The 19828-nt window shown below is 68.9% G+C and carries 21 protein-coding genes; 9 read left to right on the forward strand and 12 right to left on the reverse strand.

Translation table 11 applies throughout. The features are described 5' to 3' along the window. Positions 1-206 precede the first annotated feature (206 nt). Both ACH35V_RS02860 and ACH35V_RS02865 read left to right on the forward strand, forming a co-directional pair. Positions 207-1340 (forward strand): pentapeptide repeat-containing protein, encoded by a 1134-nt coding sequence (locus ACH35V_RS02860; RefSeq protein ID WP_395969925.1) that lies wholly within the window; start codon positions 207-209, stop codon positions 1338-1340. 69 nt (positions 1341-1409) lie between these two features. Then, positions 1410-1892, forward strand: a complete 483-nt coding sequence (locus ACH35V_RS02865) for a hypothetical protein (protein ID WP_395969926.1) — start codon at positions 1410-1412, stop codon at positions 1890-1892. Positions 1893-2470: 578 nt separating this feature from the next. Here the strand turns inward: ACH35V_RS02865 and ACH35V_RS02870 are convergent. Continuing rightward, positions 2471-2695, reverse strand: a complete 225-nt coding sequence (locus ACH35V_RS02870) for a hypothetical protein (protein WP_395969927.1) — start codon at positions 2693-2695, stop codon at positions 2471-2473. A gap of 291 nt (positions 2696-2986) precedes the next feature. Between ACH35V_RS02870 and ACH35V_RS02875 the strand changes: the two genes are divergently transcribed. The 3 genes from ACH35V_RS02875 to ACH35V_RS02885 all read left to right on the forward strand — a co-directional run bounded on the left by ACH35V_RS02875 (position 2987) and on the right by ACH35V_RS02885 (position 5467). Beyond that, on the forward strand, positions 2987-3799 hold the full coding sequence (locus ACH35V_RS02875) for a helix-turn-helix domain-containing protein (RefSeq protein ID WP_395969928.1): 813 nt from the start codon (positions 2987-2989) through the stop codon (positions 3797-3799). Then, positions 3796-3990 (forward strand): DUF397 domain-containing protein, encoded by a 195-nt coding sequence (locus ACH35V_RS02880; protein ID WP_395969929.1) that lies wholly within the window; start codon positions 3796-3798, stop codon positions 3988-3990. Before ACH35V_RS02875 ends, ACH35V_RS02880 begins: the two co-directional genes overlap by 4 nt. A gap of 1021 nt (positions 3991-5011) precedes the next feature. Beyond that, entirely contained in the window at positions 5012-5467 is a 456-nt protein-coding gene (locus ACH35V_RS02885) for a hypothetical protein (RefSeq protein WP_395969930.1), read from the forward strand. A gap of 100 nt (positions 5468-5567) precedes the next feature. Here ACH35V_RS02885 and ACH35V_RS02890 read toward each other — a convergent pair whose 3' ends face one another. Continuing rightward, positions 5568-6197, reverse strand: a complete 630-nt coding sequence (locus tag ACH35V_RS02890) for a hypothetical protein (RefSeq protein ID WP_395969931.1) — start codon at positions 6195-6197, stop codon at positions 5568-5570. 236 nt (positions 6198-6433) lie between these two features. Here ACH35V_RS02890 and ACH35V_RS02895 point away from each other — a divergent pair, with 236 nt between their 5' ends. After that, positions 6434-7111, forward strand: coding sequence for a class I SAM-dependent DNA methyltransferase (locus ACH35V_RS02895; RefSeq protein ID WP_395969932.1), 678 nt, complete (start codon positions 6434-6436; stop codon positions 7109-7111). Between the two features lie 14 nt (positions 7112-7125). Here the strand turns inward: ACH35V_RS02895 and paaE are convergent, their stop codons facing one another. Genes paaE through paaZ form a run of 6 tightly spaced genes read right to left on the reverse strand, consistent with a single transcriptional unit; the run spans position 7126 to position 12786 of the window. Next, complete coding sequence (paaE, locus tag ACH35V_RS02900) at positions 7126-8178, reverse strand: 1,2-phenylacetyl-CoA epoxidase subunit PaaE (RefSeq protein WP_395969933.1); 1053 nt, start codon at positions 8176-8178, stop codon at positions 7126-7128. 2 nt (positions 8179-8180) lie between these two features. Then, entirely contained in the window at positions 8181-8669 is a 489-nt protein-coding gene (gene paaD, locus ACH35V_RS02905; protein ID WP_395969934.1) for a 1,2-phenylacetyl-CoA epoxidase subunit PaaD, read from the reverse strand. Further along, positions 8663-9544, reverse strand: coding sequence for a 1,2-phenylacetyl-CoA epoxidase subunit PaaC (gene paaC, locus ACH35V_RS02910; protein WP_395969935.1), 882 nt, complete (start codon positions 9542-9544; stop codon positions 8663-8665). The genes paaD and paaC overlap by 7 nt, the downstream gene beginning before the upstream one ends. Positions 9545-9551: 7 nt before the next feature. Then, positions 9552-9836 (reverse strand): 1,2-phenylacetyl-CoA epoxidase subunit PaaB, encoded by a 285-nt coding sequence (paaB, locus tag ACH35V_RS02915; protein ID WP_395969936.1) that lies wholly within the window; start codon positions 9834-9836, stop codon positions 9552-9554. Next, on the reverse strand, positions 9836-10750 hold the full coding sequence (gene paaA / locus ACH35V_RS02920; RefSeq protein WP_395969937.1) for a 1,2-phenylacetyl-CoA epoxidase subunit PaaA: 915 nt from the start codon (positions 10748-10750) through the stop codon (positions 9836-9838). The genes paaB and paaA overlap by 1 nt, the downstream gene beginning before the upstream one ends. After that, the gene (gene paaZ / locus ACH35V_RS02925) at positions 10747-12786 is read right to left on the reverse strand and encodes a phenylacetic acid degradation bifunctional protein PaaZ (RefSeq protein WP_395969938.1); all 2040 of its coding nucleotides are present in this window, start codon (positions 12784-12786) and stop codon (positions 10747-10749) included. Before paaZ ends, paaA begins: the two co-directional genes overlap by 4 nt. Before the next feature lie 220 nt (positions 12787-13006). On the opposite strand from paaZ, the gene ACH35V_RS02930 reads away from it, so the two are divergent. Beyond that, positions 13007-13588 carry a TetR/AcrR family transcriptional regulator gene (locus ACH35V_RS02930; protein ID WP_395971120.1) on the forward strand — a complete coding sequence of 194 codons (582 nt, stop codon included), beginning with the start codon at positions 13007-13009 and terminating at the stop codon, positions 13586-13588. On the opposite strand, the gene ACH35V_RS02935 is transcribed toward ACH35V_RS02930, so the two are convergent. From ACH35V_RS02935 to pdhA, 3 genes are read right to left on the reverse strand one after another with little or no spacing between them, the layout of a single operon-like run. Further along, positions 13575-14837 (reverse strand): dihydrolipoamide acetyltransferase family protein, encoded by a 1263-nt coding sequence (locus ACH35V_RS02935; RefSeq protein WP_395969939.1) that lies wholly within the window; start codon positions 14835-14837, stop codon positions 13575-13577. The genes ACH35V_RS02930 and ACH35V_RS02935 overlap by 14 nt on opposite strands. Continuing rightward, positions 14834-15844, reverse strand: a complete 1011-nt coding sequence (locus ACH35V_RS02940; protein ID WP_395969940.1) for an alpha-ketoacid dehydrogenase subunit beta — start codon at positions 15842-15844, stop codon at positions 14834-14836. Before ACH35V_RS02940 ends, ACH35V_RS02935 begins: the two co-directional genes overlap by 4 nt. Further along, the gene (pdhA, locus tag ACH35V_RS02945; RefSeq protein WP_395969941.1) at positions 15841-16938 is read right to left on the reverse strand and encodes a pyruvate dehydrogenase (acetyl-transferring) E1 component subunit alpha; all 1098 of its coding nucleotides are present in this window, start codon (positions 16936-16938) and stop codon (positions 15841-15843) included. The genes ACH35V_RS02940 and pdhA overlap by 4 nt, the downstream gene beginning before the upstream one ends. 117 nt (positions 16939-17055) lie before the next feature. On the opposite strand from pdhA, the gene ACH35V_RS02950 reads away from it, so the two are divergent. After that, positions 17056-17568: an Lrp/AsnC family transcriptional regulator gene (locus ACH35V_RS02950; RefSeq protein WP_395971121.1), complete on the forward strand. Its 513-nt coding sequence runs from the start codon at positions 17056-17058 to the stop codon at positions 17566-17568. Here ACH35V_RS02950 and ACH35V_RS02955 read toward each other — a convergent pair. After that, entirely contained in the window at positions 17550-18167 is a 618-nt protein-coding gene (locus tag ACH35V_RS02955; protein WP_395969942.1) for a LysE family translocator, read from the reverse strand. The genes ACH35V_RS02950 and ACH35V_RS02955 overlap by 19 nt on opposite strands. Positions 18168-18404: 237 nt before the next feature. On the opposite strand from ACH35V_RS02955, the gene ACH35V_RS02960 reads away from it, so the two are divergent. Then, complete coding sequence (locus ACH35V_RS02960) at positions 18405-19793, forward strand: PLP-dependent aminotransferase family protein (protein ID WP_395969943.1); 1389 nt, start codon at positions 18405-18407, stop codon at positions 19791-19793. Positions 19794-19828 lie beyond the last annotated feature (35 nt).

Below are 19828 nucleotides of genomic sequence, written 5' to 3' on the forward strand. Positions count from 1 at the left end.
GCGGCGCACCACGCACGCGTCTTGCAGGGCGCGCACGTCGCGGTCTTGGTGCGGTCCCGGCTGGCAGCAAAAGAAGGGCCCACAGGTGGAAGCGCCAGGGCACCACTGAGCGTCTAATGGATGTGACCCAGCGCGACACCCCTCCTCCGCCCCCGCCCGATCCGACCGCCGGCAGTGATGATGCCGGACCCCCGGACCCGGGCCCGATGCATCCGGTGCCGCAGGTGGGCGCACCGACCCCGGCCGAGTTGGACGCTCTTCCCGCCGATCGGCGGCTGGAACTGCTGGAACTGCAGCAGCAACGCCGAGATCGCGACCGTGACCGCGCGGACGCCGCACGGGACCGGCGACGCCAGACCCTCCACCAGTGGATCAACAGTGGAGTGCTGCTCATCGGAGCCGTGCTCGCCGGCGGCAGCCTGCTTGCCACTGCCGCGACCTTGCGCACCGGCGAAAGCGAACTGCACACCACCAGAGAAGGCCAGTTCACCGAGCGATACGCCAAGGCCACCGAACAACTGGGCTCCAGCAAACGAGAAGTCCGCACCGCCGCCGTCTACGCCCTGGAACGCGTCGCCGCCGACTCCCAACGCGACCGCCCCACCATCCGCAACGTCCTGGCCGCCTACGTCCGCGAACACGACCCCGCCCCCACCGTCAAGCCCGCCCACCTGCCCGAAGAACCCGACACCGACGTGGCCGCCGCCCTCGCCGTGCTCACCCGTCGCACGTCAGGCTTTCACGCAGCTCCAGGCCATCCGGACGTGTCCTTGCCCCTCGACCTGCACCAAGTCCGCATCCCCGGCGCCTATTTCGCACCCGGAGCCGACCTGTCCGACGCGAGCCTGTCCGAGGCGAACCTGTCCGGCGCGGACCTGACCAGCGCCAATCTGATCCGCGCGAACCTGTCCGCTGCGAACCTGATCGGCGCCAACCTGGACCGCGCGTACCTGACCGAGGCGGGTCTGAACCAGGCGGACCTGACCGACGCGTACCTCGCCGGCGCCAGCCTGTCCGGCGCGCAACTGTTCAGAGTGGACCTGACCCGCGCGGACCTGACCGGTGCGAACCTGTCCGGCGCGATGCTGGACGGCAACCTGTCCGAGGTGAACCTGACCGGTGCGAACCTGTCCGCCGCGGACCTGTCTCTCGCGAACCTGCACAGCGCGAACCTGCTCAGCGCGAACCTGTCCGGCGCGAACCTGTCTGGCGCGAACCTGTCTGGCGCGAACCTGTCCGGCGTCAATCTGACCGGTGCCAATCTAACCGGCTTGAAGGGAGCGACCGAGGCCGAGATCCGGCGTTACGCCAAGGTCGACGGCAACACGACTTTCGGCTAGTGCCGTGACCAGGAACGTTCCCCGGACCTGTAATACGGCCGGGCGCTGAACCAGGCTAGGTTTGGCCGCATGACCGAGTTTCCTGGCGGCGGCAGTGTCGCCGATACCTATCGCCACGGCTCAAAACTGATGACCCCCGCGGACGGTTTGCGTCTGCCCGGCGCCTATCTGAAGTGGTACGACCTGCGACGGGCCGATCTGGAACTTTCCGAGGAGGAACATCAGCAGGCCCGTGACTTCGTCGTCTCCGCAGAGCTGCCGTTCGATGACGAGCTGGGCTTCGTGATCCTTCACAAGTGCACTCCGACGTTCTCGTTCCTGCTGGTGCAGACCTGGCGTGGCGAGAACGAGCTTTGGGAGACGGTGTTCGCAAAGGACGGCGGACCTTTCCAGTTGCATACCTGGCCGGGCAATCACCGGGGCACGTTCTGCGTGTGGGAAATGGGCGCCGTCTGGCACGAGGTGCAAGCCTGGTCACGGTATCTGGCCTCCGAGCGGGACGACGCGGCACGGAAGGCCTATGTCGAAGACAAGTTCACCGGTGTCGTCTGAGTAGCGCGCCCCGTCTGCCCGCCGTCATCGGCAAGTCCGATGACGTTCTTTAGGCGTCGTAGTCGATGGTTAGGCGGGGGCGGCAGGGTGGTGCTAGGCCCGGGGTGAGATCCCGGCGGCGGAGAGTTTGCGGCGGCCGGGCTCGGTGATCCAGTCGGTCGTCCAGGGCGGGGCAGCCGGTGTAGGTCGGGGTGATGGTCACCTCGACGCGGCCGGACGTCTCGTGGCCGCGCGGTTTCCGACTTCTCCGAACTTTCGGCGGGCGGGGCCCCGGTCGTCCACTCCGGGGCCCCTGTGCTCACGTCTTGACCGTCTTGGGGTCGATAAATCACCTACTTTCTTTCATTGGGGTCGCGTAGGTCGTCACCACCTATCGCGGGCGTTCCTCCGCCCTGGAGGAGTCGCGGAAAGGCGGGTCTGCGGGGGTGCGGGGCCACGGGTCGTGGCGACGTGCCGACCCTTGCTCCGAAAGAGCCGGGGAAACAGCAGGAACCCGATCATGATCCCGGCGAGGACACAGCCGCCGGCCAGAACCGCCATTTGCACAACGACCTGCTCGACCATCTCCCCCATGGAGATCACCTCGTGTTCTGGTGGGAGTTCTGCCGGAGGACGTACTGCTCGTACTTCTCGTCCTCCTCGGCCATGAGCAGCTTCAGCCGCTCCAAGGTGCCGGCCGACAGGCACGACCTCAGCCCGAACCGCACCTCCGGCGGCTGCAGCGGCCTCCTCGTGTAGACGGTCGGCTGGCCCGTCCGGTCGGAGAGGTACGGCACCGCCCACCGCCCCTTGGGCTCGGGCACGCTGGGAAGCGGCTCCGTGTGATCGATGCGCGGGACCGCGACGACGTGATCTCCCGGCTGAGATGTGTTTGTACCCATGGGTCGGATTCCTCGGCTTCTCCGATTTCGTCGACAGCGCCGATGTAAACGACCGCTGTCCGACTTATTCTTCTGGTCCGATTACTTCCGTTTGCGCCCTTCGGCTTTTGTCGGAACTACTGGTTAGGGTGCTATTTACGTTCTAGTCTGTCCACAGAACAGGCCACTTCCATGGAAGGCATGGAAGTTAGGGAGTGAGGGAGGGGAGATCCGTTGTCGCGCAAGCCGAGCCCGAACCCGAAGGGCTCGATGTGGAACCTCATCGCGTACTACCTGCGGTTTCTTCGTACCGAGAGGGGAGAGACGCTCCGCCGGATGGCGGACACCATGGGCGTGGCCGAGTCCACCACTTCCAGAATCGAGACGGGGGAGCAGAAGCTCACCGAGCGGCAGGCAGAAGAGATCGACAAGGCGTGGAAGACCGGCGGTCTACTCGGACTAATGGTCTATTTCGCCCGTCGGGCCTCTGACCCCGACTGGTTCAAGTCCTTCACGGACCAGGAGTTGGCCGCCGTAGTCATACGGATGTTCGCCTGTCAGTACATTCCCGGGCTGTTCCAGACTGAGGCGTACGCCAGGGCCATGCTGGAATCCGGCCAGGAAACAGACCCTCAAGGAGCGCTGGAGCGGCGCATGGCCAGACAGAGCATCCTCACCAGGATGACCCCGCCGCAGCTCTGGGTGACGATCTCGGAGAATGTTCTCGACTGGCCGGTAGGAGGTCCGGAGGTCATGAGAGAGCAGCTTGCGAGGCTTGTGGAGATCGCGGAGCTGCCCAACGTGTGGCTTCGTATAGTTCGCAGGACGGCAGGTGCCTACCCGGGGCTGGACGGGCCGTTCCGCATCATGATTGGGCCAGACGGAGAGGCGGACGCCTTCGTAGACGCCCCTCGGGCCGGAAGGCTCGTCACGGACAGCGAGGAGGTTCGGTGGTTCATGGAGCGGTTCGAGCGCATCGGGACCAAGGCCGAGTCCGTGGACTCATCCCGAGAACTGCTCAAGGAAGCGATGGAGAGGTACCAGTGAGCGAAGCCATCTGGCGAAAGAGCAGCAGGTCCGACAGCGGCACGGAAGGAGATTGCGTCGAGCTTGCCGACCTGGACGGAAGGATCGGTGTCCGGGACAGCCAGAACCCCCACCACCCCCACATCACGATCGGCCGTGAGGCACTCCAGAGGCTCGTCGGCCGGATCAAGGCCGGTGACCTGGACCTGTAACCCACCCACCCCAGAAGCTCCCGACCTGATGTCGGGAGCTTCATCCTTCCCGGCGATCGCCGAATTCGCTGCGGCCGCATGCGAAAGTACGTGGGTTCGTGGATTCCTGGAGGTGGATGGACGGGAACTCGTGCGTGGATGGATCTTGGGGGTTTGGTTCGGTCTGGGTTGGGGTGCTTATCATCACCCGAACGGTCATCGTGGACGCCTGCGGCCTAGAAACGCTTGAGTTTCAGCCCCGGGCCGAGCGTCGAAGTCGTCGATGAGCGTCCCAGGCCGGGCGTTGTCCAGGGGTAAGGGAACGAGTTGGCTGGCAGCAGGCCAAATCGCAGGCAGCATGACTGGCCCGCGCCCGCCCACGGCGGCGCCAGCGGTCGGGGACGCCGACCCTGGAACTCTCGCGGGTCATGTGGGCCCACATGACCATCCCTTCTACCGGCGGCCACCCGATGGCTGTCGAAATTGGTTCGCCCTCACCTCGGACTTTGGCCGGTCACCAGGGGCTGGCCCGACCGTGTCGAGCACCAGCGCGCCCAACGTCGCGATCCCAGCGCCCCACATGAACCGGATTCCATTCCCGCCGCGGCTCCGTCTCCAGCAGGTCCAGCGCGAGCACGAGTGACGCCCGGGACCCCTCCCAGGAACGGGTTGTAATATCCCAGCGACCGGTCATGCGATTTGACCAAGAGGGTCTTGTTTCTGACGTCTGGTTGGGCTGTGCTTCTGGCCGGGCAGAACTAAAGCACCAAAGACACATCGTTGGAGGCGCAGGCTGATGGGTACTGATTGGAACGAGGGAGAAGATGAAGCACGGCTAGCAAGGTTCTTCCGTGGTGAAGCTGGGTCGGCTGGTCACCTCTATCTGGGTTCGAGTTTCCTCCATTGCGGAGCGTGTGGCGCCGCCATGAATGCACATCAGTACTACGCTAGTCAGCACACGAGGGCACGGGTTGTCTATAGGTGTCGTCGGGACGGTTGTGGGCAGGTCACCGTCGATGCGACCATCGTTGACCCCGAACTGATGAACTTCGCGGTCAACCGACTCTCCGATGCGCATTTCGCCCCTGAGCGCGCCCGTATGCGTATAGAGCAGATCGAGAAGGAACAGAAGAAACTGGCAGACCGCCTAGACTTTATGGACAAGAAAGCTCGCAAGAGTATGCGCCGATTCTTAAGGAATCGTCACGCCATTTCACGGTCAGAGGCTGACCGATGGATAGCTGAGATGATCGAGAGCAGGGATCAGGAGATTGCGGCACTTGCCGCGGAGAAAGAGCTCCTGCTTAAGGGGGGTGAGAGTTCGCGTTCGGAAACGGTGCCCCTGGATGCGATCCTCGCCATGTGGAATGCTGCGAACGTGCATGAACGCCGCGACATGCTGACCACTGCGCTCGGAACGGATCGACTGCTCGTTGACCACGCACCTGACGACCGTTCGCGGCACGCGGTGCTACGAGTGGAAATCCATCCCACCTAGCTGCTTCAACGTCGGCAAATTTCCATCCAATGGCCAATCTGACTCGCTTACCAGCAGAGAAGCCCGCAGGCCCGGGCGACTGTCGCTCGCCCGTCTCGTGTTACCTGGGCAGAGTCGATCGACGTTCGGGGTGGGCGGCGTAATACCGAAGACGCGCATGAGATGAACGGGGTCTGCGGTGTGCCGGGCTTCGTCGAGGATCCGGTCCTGCCTCAGAGCGGCCGGGCCCACGCCCAGCGGCCGGAAAAACGCCGTAGATGACCGGGCTGGAGACCGGCGGGTTGGTGCCCATGTCGGCGGTCTGCTGGCTGACGAGCAGGTGCGGGTTGGTGGTTGTCGGCCAGCGGCGGTGCCGCTCCCGTAGCCAGGCCACCATGAGCCGCGCAGTGGTCTCGTCAAGGTGGACGACATGGCGGCCGCTCGCACGGCGAACGATGAGCTTGCCGTCTGCCAGGTCGAGGTCGGCCAACCGCAGCTCGGCGACCTCGCGTTTGCCGAGGCCGTGGACGGCGACGAGCGCGACCACGAGCTTGGCCAAGGGGCCGGTGGCACGGTCGATCAGTCCCCGCTGCCGATCGGTGGGTATCGGGGTGGGCAGCCTCACGATCGCGGCGAGCATGAAGCCCCTGGTGGGGTCACGGAAGATGAGCCGTTCTTGTTCGAGGGCGCGGAACAGGCTGCGCAGTGCGGTGAGGCGGTCGTTGGCGGGATGACCGGTCAATCCGCTCATCGCGTTCTCGATGTGCTGCGGGGTGATCTCCCGGAGGCTGTCGCGCTCGGATCCCCACCGCTCAAGCGTTAATGGAGGACGTGCTGAGCTCAGGCGGTCATAAGGACGCCACGTTCACGTCGCGGGGGTAAATGCGTCGACATTGCCCTCGGCACCCGGCAAAGTGGCCGCCTGTGACGAGTAGTGAGCTGTGGACCCGTGCGACCGCCGACCGCTACGACGCTGAGGAAAGAGAGATGTCCTCGGACGCCGTTCTCGGACCGACTCTCGCCTTCCTCGCCGATCTCGCCGGAGATGGCCGGGCACTTGAATTCGCCATCGGAACCGGACGAGTGGGCGTCCCGCTACGGGAACGCGGCGTGCCGGTAGCGGGCATCGAGCTGTCCGAGCACATGGCGGCGGTCCTGCGGCGCAAGATCGACGAAGAAGCGCTCCCGGTGGCCATCGGGGACATGGCGACCACCGTCGTTCCCGGCGAGTTCACCCTGGTCTATCTCGTCTACAACACGATCTCGAACCTGCTCACGCAGGACGAGCAGGTCGAGTGTTTCCGCAACGCCGCACGTCATCTGGGGCCTGGCGGCCGATTCGTCATCGAGCTGGGCGTGCCGCCGCTGCGGTTCCTGCCGCCCGGCCAGGTCGCGGTGCCGTTCGATGTCTCTGAGCAGCATCTCGGCTTCGACACCTTCGACCTGGTGGAGCAGATTCTCGTCTCGCACCACTTCACCCGCGACGGCGACGACGGCCGCTACCGGCGCGGCAGTTCCCGGCACCGGTATACCTGGCCGGCAGAGCTCGATCTGATGGCACGGATCGCTGGGCTTGAGCTGGAACGTCGCGTCGCGGACTGGGACGGGGCGCCATTCACCCAAGACTCCGCGAAGCACATCTCCGTGTGGCGCAAGCCAACCTGAGCCTCCGCCGCCGGTTAGGCGTCGTAGTCGATGGTCAGGCGGGGGGCGGCGGGGAGTGACTGGCAAGTGAGGATGTAGCCGGCGTCGAGTTCCGCTGGGTCTAGGGCGTAGTTGCGGCGCATTTCTACGTCGCCTTCTACGAGCTTTGCGCGGCAGGTGCCGCAGACGCCGCCCTTGCAGGCGAAGGGGAGGTCGGGGCGTATCTTCTGAGCCGATTCCAGGACGGTCGCGTCCTGCGGTTGGGAGAGGGTGGTGGAGCGGCCGTCCAGGATGACCGTGACCTCGCTGGCCGGGCCGGTAGGGGCAGATTTCTTTCTGTTCGGCTCTGGTGGGGGCTCGTCCACGTGGAACAGCTCTTGGTGGACGCGTTCGCGGGGCACGTCGAAGCCGTGGAGGACGCGTTGTGCGTCCTGGACCATGGCGAAGGGGCCGCACAGCCACCAATGGTCGACGTCGGCGACGGGGACGAGGCGGGGGAGGAGGACGCGGAGTCTGTCCGCGTCCAGGCGGCCGGTGAACAGTTCGGCCTCGCGAGGCTCCTGGGATAGGACGTGGACGAGCTCGAAACGGTCGGGGTGCGCGTCTTTGAGGTCGGCCAGGTCGTCGGCGAACATGACCGTGCCGCTGCGACGGTTGCCGTACAGGACCGTGACCCGGGTGTTCGGGTCGGCTAGGGCGGATGCCGCGATCGACAGGACGGGGGTGATCCCAGAACCGGCGGCGATCAGCACGTGGTGGGCCGATTCGTTGGTGGAGAGGGTGAACTTTCCGGAAGGTGGCAGGACCTCGACCGTGTCGCCGGGGCGTACGTCGTGGACGAGCCAGGACGAGAACAGGCCGTCCGGGATCTCGCGGACGCCGATGCGGGGTGCGGCCCCGGCGGGCGCGCAGATCGAGTAGGAGCGGCGTTCCTCGCGACCGTCGATCATGCGGCGGAGGGTGAGGAACTGGCCGGGACGGAACGCGTACTCGTCGCGCAGCGGCGGCGGCACGTCGAAGGTGACCGCGGCCGCGTCGTCGCACAGGCGCTCGACGTCGGCGACGCGCAGCGTGTGGAAACCGGGCACGGTCAGATCTCCTTGAAGTGCTCGAACGGCTCGTGGCAGGCGTCGCAGCGGCGCAATGACTTGCACGCGGTGGCGCCGAACCGGGACAGCTCGACTGTGTCGGAAGCGCCGCAGTGGGGGCAGGTGATGCTGCGGGTCGGGCCCAGGGTTAGGGGGATCGGGCCGGGCGAGCGGCGTGGTGCGGAGGCCGGGGGTGAGATCCCGGCGGCGGAGAGTTTGCGGCGGCCGGGCTCGGTGATCCAGTCGGTCGTCCAGGGCGGGTCCAGGACGGTGCGGATCTGAACGTCCGCGTAACCGGCCTCGGTCAGTCGGGTGCGGAGGTCGTCGCGCATCGCGTCCAGGGCCGGGCAGCCGGTGTAGGTCGGGGTGATGGTCACCTCGACGCGGCCGGGCCCTTCCTGCACGTTGCGTAGGACGCCGAGTTCGGCGAGCGTGATCATCGGCAGTTCGGGGTCGGTGACCGTTTCGGCGATCGTGCGGGCGGTCACCATGTCGCCCCCGGGTGGGCGCGGGCCACGCTTTGCAATTCGGCGAGTAGGTCGGACAAGGGTGCGGAATGGTTGCCGTCTCGTCCGGCCAGATTTGCTGGTGGGGCGGGGGCGGGGGCGGGGCGTTGCAGGGTGGCCTTTGTCAGGACCTCATGCAGGACGGTGTCGAACTCTTCGCGGATGTCGGACGGGTCGACGGCGACGCCTGCGGTGGCCAGGTCGCGCTCGATGTTGTGGGCCGTGAACAGCTCGCCTGTGTGTGGCCATAGCGCGTCCAGCGCCTGTTGGGTGCGGGCATGGGAGAGGTCTGTGCCGTCGCCTAGGCGGATCGTCCAAAGGGCGGCGTAGTCGCGGTGGTAGGCGACCTCCTTGACGCTCTTCGCGGCGATCGCCGCCAGCACCGGGTCGTGGGATGTGGTGAGGCGGTCGAGCAGGGCCAGGCGCCAGGTCGCGAAGAGGAGGAGGCGGACGGTGGAATGTGCGAAGTCGCCGTTCGGCAGTTCGGCCAGGATGACGTTGCGGAATTCCTGGGCGTCGCGGAAGTAGGCCAAGTCGTCCTCGGTCCGGCCTTCGCCCTCGGCGGCCCCGGCGCGGGAGAGGAGGAGGCGGGCCTGGCCTAGGAGGTCCAGGGCGATGTTGGCCAGCGCGACCTCTTCTTCCAGTTCGGGGGCGTGGGTGCACCATTCCTGGAGACGGTGCGACATGATTAGCGCGTCGTCGCCGAGCATCAGGCAATAGGCCGACAGGGCGTGCCGGTCGATTCCGTCCGGGACGGACGTGTCGATGCCGGCGAGCGGGTCGTGGAAGCCGGTGCCGAACGCCCAGCGGGTCTCGTCGTTGTCCTCGGCTATCGCGCCGAGTGCATTGTCGAACGCCATTGCGGCCTCACATGTGCGGGACGTTCTCAGGAATGTCGTAGAACGTCGGGTGCCGGTAGACCTTGTCGCCGCTGGGGGCGAAGAACGGGTCCTTCTCGTCCGGGCTGGACGCGGTTATGTCCTGCGCCTTCACCACCCAGATGCTCACGCCCTCGTTCCGTCGGGTGTAGAGGTCGCGGGCGTTGTGGAGGGCCATCGTGTCGTCGGCGGCGCGCAGCGAGCCGACGTGGACGTGGTTCAGCCCGCGCTTGCCCCGGACGAACACCTCGTACAGCGGCCAGTCCTTTTCCATCACGCCTCCTTCTTCGCGGCGTGCGCGGCGGCGGCCTCGCGGACCCAGGCGCCGTCCTCGTGGGCCGCGCGCCGCACGGTGATGCGTTCGGCGTTGCAGGGGCCGTCGCCGCTGATCACGCGCTTGAGTTCTGACCAGTCGATCTCGCCGAAGTCGTGGTGGCCGCGCTCGGCGTTCCAGCGGAGGTCGGGGTCGGGGAGTGTGACGCCGAGCGCCTCCGCCTGCGGGACGGACATGTCCACGAACCGCTGCCGGAGCTCGTCGTTGGTGTGCCGTTTGATCTTCCAGGCCATGGACTGCGCGGTGTGCGTCGAGTCGGCGTCCGGCGGGCCGAACATCATCAGGGACGGCCACCACCAGCGGTCCACCGCGTCCTGCACCATCTCGCGTTGTGCGTCCGTGCCGCGCATCAGCGTCATCAGGAGTTCGTAGCCCTGCCGCTGGTGGAACGACTCCTCCTTGCAGATCCGGATCATCGCGCGGGCGTAGGGGCCGTAGGAGCTGCGGCACAGCGGGACCTGGTTGCAGATCGCGGCGCCGTCCACCAGCCAGCCGATCACCCCGACGTCCGCGAAGGAGAGCGTGGGGTAGTTGAAGATGGACGAGTACTTCTGCCTGCCCGAGATCAGTTTGGCGGTGAGGTCGGGACGGTCGGCGCCGAGCGTCTCGGCCGCCGAGTACAGGTACAGGCCGTGGCCCGCCTCGTCCTGCACCTTGGCCAGCAGGATCGCCTTGCGGCGCAGCGACGGCGCCCGGGTGATCCACTCGCCTTCCGGCTGCATTCCGATGATCTCGGAGTGGGCGTGCTGGGCGATCTGCCGGATCATCGTCGTCCGGTACGCGTCGGGCATCCAGTCGCGCGGCTCGATGCGCTGGTCGCGGTCGATCGTCCGGTCGAAGTGCTCCTGCGTCACGATGCCTCCCGCTTGGCGACCAGGGTCAGGACGTCGTACTTCGCGACGACCGCGCCGTCCTGCCGAGTGACCTCGGTGTCCCAGCGGACCTCGCCGTAGGCGGCGTCCTCGCGCGGGGTGAGCTGCTTGGCGGTGAGCCTCACGGTCAGCTCGTCGCCGGGGAAGGTCGGCGCGAGGAAGCGCAGGTTCTCCAGCCCGTAGTTCGCCAGGACGGGGCCGGGCTCGGGGTCCACGAAAAGGCCGGCGGCGAAGGAGAGGACGAGGTAGCCGTGCGCGACTCGTCCGCCGAAGAATGGGTTCGCCTTGGCTGCTTCCTCGTCCATGTGCGCGTAGAAAGTGTCGCCGGTGAATTCGGCGAAATGCTCGATGTCGGCGAGCGTGACAGCGCGGGGTCCCGCTACGACCGTGTCGCCGACGCGAAGCTCTTCCAGGTGCTTGCGGAACGGGTGCACGCCATCGGGCTGGGTGGGTGCGCCTGACGTCCAGCGGCCCGTGATGGCGGACAGCATGGACGGCCCGGCCTGGACGGCGGTGCGCTGCATGTGATGCATGACGCCGCGCATTCCGCCCATTTCCTCGCCGCCGCCCGCTCGTCCGGGACCGCCGTGGACGAGCGGCGGAAGCGGAGAGCCGTGCCCGGTGGACTCCGCGGCGTCTTCCTGGTTCAGGACGAGGAGCCGTCCGTGCCACGGCGCGGCGCCCAGTACCACCCGGCGGGCGAACTCGGGGTCGGCGGTGACGACCGAGCCGACCAGGCTGCCCTGCCCGCGGGCGGCCAGCGCGACCGCCTGCGCGGCGGTGCCGTCGTAGGGCAGCAGCGTGCTGACCGGGCCGAACGCCTCGACCTCGTGCGGCTCGGCGCGTCCGGCGTCGTCGGCGCGGAGGAGGACGGGCGACATGAACGCGCCGCGCTCGGCGTCGGCGTCCACGACCTCGACGCGCTCCGGGTCGCCGAACACGATGCCGCCCGCGTCCAGCAGCGTCTTCAGGCGGCGGCGCACCTCTTCGCGCTGCTCTAGCCCGGCCAGCGCGCCCATCCGGACATCTGGGTTGGACGGGTTTCCGATCTTTACGCGTGCCAGGCGTTCGCCTGCCGCTTCGGCTACGGCGTCCATCACGGCGGCGGGTACGAATGCGCGCCGGATTGCCGTGCATTTCTGGCCCGCTTTCACCGTCATCTCGGTGACCAGCTGCTTGACGAAGAGGTCGAATTCTGGCGTGCCGGGTGTTGCGTCCGGGCCGAGAATTGAGCAGTTGAGCGAGTCGGCCTCCGCGTTGAAGCGGACGGAGCGTCCGACGACCACGGGGTGCGTGCGCAGCTTGTGCGCGGTTGTGGCGGAGCCGGTGAACGCGACCAGGTCCTGCTCGGTGAGATGGTCGAACAGGTTGCCGGTGCTTCCGCAGACGAACTGGAGCGTCCCCTCCGGCAGGGCGCCCGACTCGATGATCAGCTCGACCAGGCGGGCGGTCAGGTACGCGGTCTGGCTCGCGGGCTTGATCAGAGTCGGCATCCCCGCCAGGAACGCGGGCGCGAGCTTCTCCAGCGGGCCCCACATGGGGAAGTTGAACGCGTTGATCTGCACCGCGACGCCGTGCAACGGGGTGCAGATGTGCCGTCCGGCGAACGTGCCGCCCTTGCTCAGCGGCTCCACGTCCCCGTCGACCAGGACGGTGTCGTTCGGCAGCTCGCGCTTGGCCTTGCTCGCGTACGACAGCAGCACGCCGATGCCGCCGTCCACGTCGATCTTCGAGTCGGCGAGGGTCGCGCCGGTGCGCGCGGACAGCGCGTACAGCTCGTCGCGGTGCTCGCGCAGGTGCAGGCCGAGACGCTTCAGCAGCACGGCGCGCTGGTGGAAGGTCAGCTCCCGCAGCGCCGGGCCGCCCACCAGGCGCCCGTGCTCCAGGGCCGCGCCCATGTCGACGCCGGACGAGGAGATCCTGCCGATCTCCGCGCCCGTCACCGCGTCGGTGAGCGGGACGCCCTCGTCCGGCGACACCTGCCAGGCGCCGGACACGTAGCTGGGAAGCGAAGCCATCGGGCCTCCTCGACCTCGTCGGCCGACACGAATTACCGACCGTACGTTCAGTCAGGATATTACCCCGGAACCGGGCGCCGGAGAAGGCTCGGGCGCTGCGATAATGACCGCCGTGACCAACGAGCGGGACGGACGCGGCGGAGGCGACCGGCGGGACGGCCGCGCCGGACGCGATGGGCGGGCGAACCGGCGGGGGCGGCCCGGCTACGACAAGGAGTCCCTGCTGCGCGTCGCCGTCAAGGTGTTCAACGAGCGCGGCTACGACGGCACCAGCATGGACGAGCTGTCCAAGCGGCTCGGCATCAGCAAGTCCGCGATCTACTACCACGTCGCGGGCAAGGACGAGCTGCTCCAGCTCGCCGTCGACCGCGCGCTCGACGGGCTCTTCGCCGCCTCCGCCGAGGCCGCCGCCGTGGAGGGGCGCGCGATCGACCGGCTGGAGCATCTCGTCCGGGCGAGCGTCGCCGTCCTCGTCGCGGAGCAGCCGTTCGTCACCCTGCTGCTGCGGGTGCGCGGCAACACCGCCGTGGAGAAGCGGGCGCTGGCGCGCCGCCGGGAGTTCGACCGGCTGGTGTCCGGGCTGGTCGCGGAGGCGGAGGCGGACGGCGACATCCGCCCCGACATCGACCCCGCGATCACGGCCCGGCTGCTGTTCGGCCTGGTCAACTCGCTGATCGAGTGGTATCGGCCGCGGCGCGGCGGCGCAGGCGCCGACGAGATCGCCGACGCGCTGTGCAAGGTCGCGTTCGACGGTCTCCGCACCCGCCCCGCCCACCCGGCCGACCGGGTCACAGGTTGGTGATCAGGGTTTCGGGGTGCTCCGCGCAGTCGGCGACGAAGCGCAGGAAGCCGCCGGCCACCGCGCCGTCGCAGACCCGGTGGTCGAAGGTGAACGAGAGCTGCGCGACCTGCCGCGGCCTGACCTTCCCCTTCCGCACCCAGGGTTTCTCGGCGATGCGGCCGACGCCCAGCATCGCGGCCTCGGGGTGGTTGATGATCGGGGTGGACCCGTCCACGCCGAACACGCCGTAGTTGTTGAGCGTGAACGTGCCGCCGGTGAGGTCGTCCGGGGACAGGCGGCCCTCGCGCGCCTCGTCCGTCAGCCGGGCCAGCTCCGCGCCGAGTTCGGCCAGCGTCAGGCGCTGCGCGTCGCGGACGACCGGCACCACGAGACCCCGGTCGGTCTGCGCCGCGAAACCGAGATGGACCCGCGGGACCTGGACGATCTCGTGCCGCTCGACGTCCACACGCGCGTTCAGCTCGGGGAACCGCCTGAGCCCGGCCACGCAGATCCGCGCGAACAGGGCCAGCATCCCGACGCGGGCGCCGGGGTCGGCGCGCTGGATGTTCCGCTTGAGCTTGACCAGGCGGGTCGCGTCGGCGTCGACCCAGGTGGTCGCGTCCGGGATCTCGCGGCGGCTGCGGGACACCCTGTCCGCCATCGTCCGGCGGACGCCCTTGAGCGGGATGCGCACCTCATCCGCTTCGGGCTCCCGTGGACGCGCCGCGGGTGGCGCCGCGGCGGTGATCGCCTGTTCGACGTCCTTTCGCAGGACGACGCCTCCCGGGCCGCTCGGGATGAGCGCGGCCACGTCGATGCCGTGGTCCTTGGCCAGGCGGCGCACCACGGGGGAGATGACGCGGGGCGTTTCGTCGCGCGACGGCGCCGCGGCACCAGCCGCAGGACGAGTCGCGGGACGGCGGGAACGGCGGGTCTTGGTCGTCGTTCCGTAGCCGACGAGGACGTTGCCCGATCCTGCCCGTTCCTCCTCGCGGTACCGCTCGGCCGCCGCCCCGTTTCGTGGTGCCGATCCCGCGTCCACCGAGATGAGAGGGGCGCCCACGGTCACGACGGAACCGGCTTCGGCGTGCAGGTTCGCGACCGTCCCGGCGATCGGGACGGGGACCTCGACGGCCGCCTTCGCAGTCTCCACCTCCACGACGACCTGGTCGACCGTCACGACGTCGCCGACCGACACCTTCCATTCCAGGATCTCGGCCTCGGTCAGTCCTTCGCCCAGGTCCGGCAGCCGGAAAATCGTGTCGCTCACGCCGCACCGCCCACGTTCAGGTAGCGAGTGTCGGGCTGGTCGTCGCGCTGCAGGCGGTCCAGGGCGTCGAGGATCCGGTCGACGTCCGGGAGGTGGTGCTGCTCCAGCATCGGCGGCGGGTAGGGGATGTCGAATCCGGTCACGCGGAGCACCGGCGCCAGCAGGCTGTGGAAGCAGCGCTCCTGGACGCGGGCCGCGATCTCCGCCCCGACGCCCGCGAAACCCGCGGCCTCGGCGACCACGACGCAGCGTCCCGTCCGGCGGACGGACGCGGCCACGGTCTCGTCGTCGAACGGGACGATCGTGCGCAGGTCGACGACCTCCAGGTCCCAGCCCTCTGTGGCGGCGGCTTCGGCGGCCTCCAGCGCGACCGGGACGCCAGGACCGTATGCGACGACCGTCGCGTCGGCGCCCGAGCGCCGGACGGCGGCGCGGCCGAACGGCTCGGTCCGGTCCAGGCGCTCGACGTCCGACTTCGACCAGTACAGCTTTTTCGGCTCCAGGAACACGACCGGGTCGGGGTCTTCGATCGCCTCCAGCAGGAGGGAGTAGGCGTCCTCGACTGTTGCGGGCGTGACGACCTTCAAGCCTGGCGTGTGCGCGTAGTAAGCCTCGCTGGAATCGCAGTGGTGCTCTACGCCGCCGATCCCGCCCGCGTACGGGATGCGGATGACCAGCGGCAGTTCGACGCGTCCGCGGGTGCGGTTGCGCATCTTGGCGACGTGCGAGGCGATCTGCTCGAAGGCCGGGTAGGCGAACGCGTCGAACTGCATCTCCACGACGGGACGGAATCCGCCCATCGCCATTCCGACGGCGAATCCGACGATGCCCGATTCGGCGAGCGGGGTGTCGAAGCAGCGGTCGTCGCCGAATTTCGCGGCGAGGCCGTCGGTGATGCGGAAGACGCCGCCGAGCGCGCCGACGTCCTCGCCGAACACCAGGACCCGCTCGTCGCCGTCGAGGGCGTCCTGGAGAGACGTGTTGAGCGCCTTGGCCATCGTGATCATGACGGCGTCCCCTCGGTGTGGAGTTCGGCGCTGAGCAGTGCGCGCTGCTCGTCCAGCTGGGGTGTCGGGGTGCCGTAGACGTGGTCGAACAGGCCCAGCGGGGCCAGGTCGGGATCGGCGTTCATGCGCGTCCGGAGGTCTTCGGCGACCTTGTCGGCGTCCGCGGAGAAACTCTCGATGTCCGCGTCGGTGAGGTGTCCGCGCCTCCGCAGATAGCTCTCCAGCCGGGCGATGGGGTCGCGCCGCCGCCATTCCTCGGCCTCCGCCTCCGTGCGGTAGCGGGACGCGTCGTCGGCGTTCGTGTGCGCTTCGAGCCGGTACGTGTGCGCCTCTACTAGGAATGGGCCGTTCCCGGCTCGGGCGTGCTCGACGGCCGCCGACAGGACGGCCAGCACGGCGACCGGGTCGTTTCCGTCCACCCGCTCTGAACGCACGCCGTAGCCGATTCCCTTATAGGCAAGGGATGGAGCGGCGGTCTGGCGCTCCAGCGGCACCGAAATGGCGTACTGGTTGTTCTGGACCAACACCACCAGGGGCGCGTTGAACACCGCCGCGAAGTTGAGCGCCTCGTGGAAATCGCCCTCGCTCGTCGCTCCGTCGCCGACGCAGACGAGCGCGACCTGGCCCGTCCCCTTGCGGCGTTCCGCGTACGCGAGGCCCGCCGCGTGGACGGCCTGCGTCGCGAGCGGCGTGCACTGCGGCGCCGTGTGATGGCGCCGCGGGTCGTATCCGCAGTGGGAGTCGCCCCTGAGCAGGGACAGCACCTCGACCGGGTCGATGCCGCGCGTCACCAGCGCGACCGATTCCCGGTAGGTGGGGAAGAGCCAGTCGCCGTCGTCCAGGACGAGCGCCGCACCGACCTGGCACGCCTCCTGCCCGTGGCTGGACGGGTAGACGGCCAGCCTGCCCTGCTTGGTCAGCGCGGTCGCCTGCGCGTCGAACCGCCGTCCGACGATCATCGCCCGAAACGCCCGGCGCAGCAGCTCCGTATCGGGCATCGGGTAGTTCGTCCGCTTCCGTACCGCCGCACCGCTGTCGGTCAGGAACCGCACGGGCTCCGCCGAGGGAAGCAGCGCCTCCGTCCGACCCGTCATCGACCCCACCTCCGCATTCCATCGATGCTAGAAATATGAACCGATGGGAACAGAAGTCTCAATACCCAGCCAGAAGTCGGGACACATGGCCGCGAGATAGGAGGCGACATGGACCAAATGTCTTCCGGGGAGCCGCTGCCGCCCGGCCCCGCTGGACGAACGCCGGCCGCCCTCGACGACCTCGACCGCGCGATCCTCCGCGAGCTGGTCGCCGACGGCCGGCTGTCCATGCGCGCCCTCGCCGAGCGCGTCAACGTCTCCCGCTCCAACGCCTACACGCGCGTGGAGCGCCTGATCTCCGACGACGTCATCACGGGGTTCACCGCCCGGGTGAACCCCGTCCGCGCGGGCCTCGGCACCGCCGCCTACGTCCTGGTCAACATCGAGCAGAACTCCTGGCGGAAGGTGTCGGCGCAGCTCCGGGAGGTCCCCGGCATCGAGCATCTGGCCTTCGTCGGCGGCGACGTCGACCTGATCATGCTGGTCAGGACGCCCGACAACGCCTCGCTGCGCGACATCGTCCTGTCCCGGATCCATACGGTCGAGGGCGTCCGCTCGACCCGGACCTGGCTGATCTTCGACGAGACCTCGCCGGGCCCGGCCGAGAACGGTCAGGCGGCCACCGCGTAGGCGGCCAGGGCCAGGTAGATGCCGCCGATGGCGTAGCCGTAGCGGTGCGTCGAACCGGAGCGGCGGCCGAGCCAGCGCCGGGCCGCGCCGCCCGCGACGGCGTACCCCGCGTCCAGGACGAGCGCCAGCACGAAGAACACCGCGCCGAGCACCATCATCTGCGCCCGCGCCCCGGACGTGCCCGCCTCGGCGGTGACGAACTGCGGCAGGAAGGCCAGGAAGAACAGCGCGACCTTCGGGTTGAGCACGTTCACCACGACGCCGTCCCGGAACACCCGGCGCAGCGGGAGCGGGCTCGCCCCGCCGCCGAGGTCCAGATCCGAACGCCGCAGGACGGTGCGCGCGGCGAGATAGAGCAGGTAGCCGACGCCTGCGAACTTCAGGACGGTGAACGCGACCGGCGAGGCCGCGATCAGCGCGGAGACGCCGAGCACCGCGAACGCGATGTGCGCCAGCGTCCCCGTCTCGACGCCTAGGGCGGAGACGAGGCCCGCGCGATATCCCTGCGCTGCACTGCGGGTCATGATGTAGATCCCGTTCGGGCCGGGGATCACGATGAGCGCGATGGACGCCGCGGCGAAGGCGAGAAGGGTGTTCATGGCTGTTCCGCTCCCTTGATCGGCCGCCCGCTGCGGCATTACGGCTAGCCTGACGCCATGAACGCGGGCGAACCCGGGCCAATCGGACCGCAGGTGGACCGCTTTCGCGACGCGTCCGGCCCGGCCGACCGCCTTCGCGAACCGGCCGATCGGCTCCGTGAACCGGCCGATCGCCTTCGTGAACCGGCCGATCGGCCCCGTGAACCGTCCGACCTCGCGGAGATTCTGGGCGACTGGATGAGCGGGCCGGGGCCGCTGTACCGGAAGCTCGCCCACGCCCTCCAGCGGGCCGTGCACGACGGGTCGCTCGAACCCGACGAGCGGCTGCCGTCCGAGCGCGCCCTGGCGAAGGCGCTGGTCGTCAGCCGGGCGACGGTCGTGACCGCCTACGACGAGCTGCGCGGGCTCGGCATCGTCGACAGCAGGCGCGGCAGCGGAACCCGGGTGGTGCGGCAGCCGGGCTCGTCCCGTCCGGGCGCGGACGGTCGCGTCCCCGGCGGACGGGCCGCGGCGATCTTCCAGCGGCTGATCGACGGTCCGGAAGACGTGATCTCGCTGCGCCACGCGATGGAGGGCGCGGTGCCCGAGCTGGGCGCGGAACTGGCGGCGCTCCTCGCCGAAGACCTCCCGGACCTGATGCGGGACACCGGCTACCACCCCAACGGGCTCCCCGCGCTGCGGCAGGCCGTGGCCGCCCGCCTCACCGCCGCCGGGCTGCGCACCGCGTCCGAGAACGTGCTGGTCACGACCGGTGTCACCCAGGCCCTCGCGCTCACCGCGCAGATGTACCTGCGGCGGCGGTCGATCGTCGTGGTGGAGTCCCCCGGCTGGCCCGGCTGTTTCGACGTGTTCCGGGCGGCGGGCGCGCGGCTGGTCGGGGTGCCGCTCGACGACGACGGCATCCGCGTGGACGAGCTGGCCCGGACGTTCGCCGAACACCGTCCCGACCTGCTGTACGTCATGCCGACCGTGCACAACCCGACCGGCGTCCTCATGTCGGAGGGACGCCGCCGCCGGGTCGCGGAGATCGCCGCCGAGCACCGCGTGCCGATCCTGGAGGACAACGCCTACGACATCGGCGGCGCGTCCCGGCCGCCGCCGATCGCGGCCTACGCGCCGCGCGGCGCCGAGGTCCTGTCCGCGGACTCGCTCGCCAAGTCGGTCTGGGGCGGGCTGCGCACCGGCTGGGTCCGCGCCCCGGCCGGGACGATCGAGCGGCTCGCCCGGCACAAGGCGCTGGCCGACCTCGGCAGCCCCGTCCTCGACCAGGCGCTCGCCGCCCGGCTGCTGCCCCGCCTCCCGGAGATCGCGGCCGCGCGCGGCGCCGTCCTCCGCGACCGCCTCGACCACCTCACCGCCCTCCTGGCCGAGCACCTGCCCGAGTGGCGCTTCCAGCCGCCCGCCGGCGGGTCCGCCCTCTGGATCGAGCTGCCCGGACGCGACGCGCACGCGTTCGCCCAGGTCGCGCTGAGGTACGGCGTCGAGGTCGTCCCGGGCGCGACCATGGACCCGACCGGCGCGCACGACAGCTACCTGCGGCTCCCGTGCACCTTCCCCGCCGACGTCCTGACCGAGGTCGCCGCCCGCCTGACCGCCGCCTGGACGGACCTGACCGGCCGCCTCTGATGCCGTGCTCAACCCCGTCCAGGAGAACGCAAAGA

This window comes from Actinomadura sp. 1N219, from assembly GCF_044326405.1.
Lineage (GTDB): Bacteria > Actinomycetota > Actinomycetes > Streptosporangiales > Streptosporangiaceae > Spirillospora.

Excerpts from the sequence above, each read along its gene's own strand:
- ACH35V_RS02860 (WP_395969925.1), top strand. The coding sequence starts at position 207 with ATGCATCCGGTGCCGCAGGTGGGCGCACCGACCCCGGCCGAGTTGGAC.
- ACH35V_RS02865 (WP_395969926.1), top strand. The coding sequence starts at position 1,410 with ATGACCGAGTTTCCTGGCGGCGGCAGTGTCGCCGATACCTATCGCCAC.
- ACH35V_RS02885 (WP_395969930.1), top strand. The coding sequence starts at position 5,012 with ATGAACTTCGCGGTCAACCGACTCTCCGATGCGCATTTCGCCCCTGAG.
- ACH35V_RS02890 (WP_395969931.1), bottom strand. The coding sequence starts at position 6,197 with ATGAGCGGATTGACCGGTCATCCCGCCAACGACCGCCTCACCGCACTG.
- ACH35V_RS02895 (WP_395969932.1), top strand. The coding sequence starts at position 6,434 with ATGTCCTCGGACGCCGTTCTCGGACCGACTCTCGCCTTCCTCGCCGAT.
- paaD (WP_395969934.1), bottom strand. The coding sequence starts at position 8,669 with ATGGTGACCGCCCGCACGATCGCCGAAACGGTCACCGACCCCGAACTG.
- paaC (WP_395969935.1), bottom strand. The coding sequence starts at position 9,544 with ATGGCGTTCGACAATGCACTCGGCGCGATAGCCGAGGACAACGACGAG.
- paaB (WP_395969936.1), bottom strand. The coding sequence starts at position 9,836 with ATGGAAAAGGACTGGCCGCTGTACGAGGTGTTCGTCCGGGGCAAGCGC.
- paaZ (WP_395969938.1), bottom strand. The coding sequence starts at position 12,786 with ATGGCTTCGCTTCCCAGCTACGTGTCCGGCGCCTGGCAGGTGTCGCCG.
- ACH35V_RS02940 (WP_395969940.1), bottom strand. The coding sequence starts at position 15,844 with ATGATCACGATGGCCAAGGCGCTCAACACGTCTCTCCAGGACGCCCTC.
- pdhA (WP_395969941.1), bottom strand. The coding sequence starts at position 16,938 with ATGACGGGTCGGACGGAGGCGCTGCTTCCCTCGGCGGAGCCCGTGCGG.
- ACH35V_RS02950 (WP_395971121.1), top strand. The coding sequence starts at position 17,056 with ATGTCTTCCGGGGAGCCGCTGCCGCCCGGCCCCGCTGGACGAACGCCG.
- ACH35V_RS02955 (WP_395969942.1), bottom strand. The coding sequence starts at position 18,167 with ATGAACACCCTTCTCGCCTTCGCCGCGGCGTCCATCGCGCTCATCGTG.
- ACH35V_RS02960 (WP_395969943.1), top strand. The coding sequence starts at position 18,405 with ATGAGCGGGCCGGGGCCGCTGTACCGGAAGCTCGCCCACGCCCTCCAG.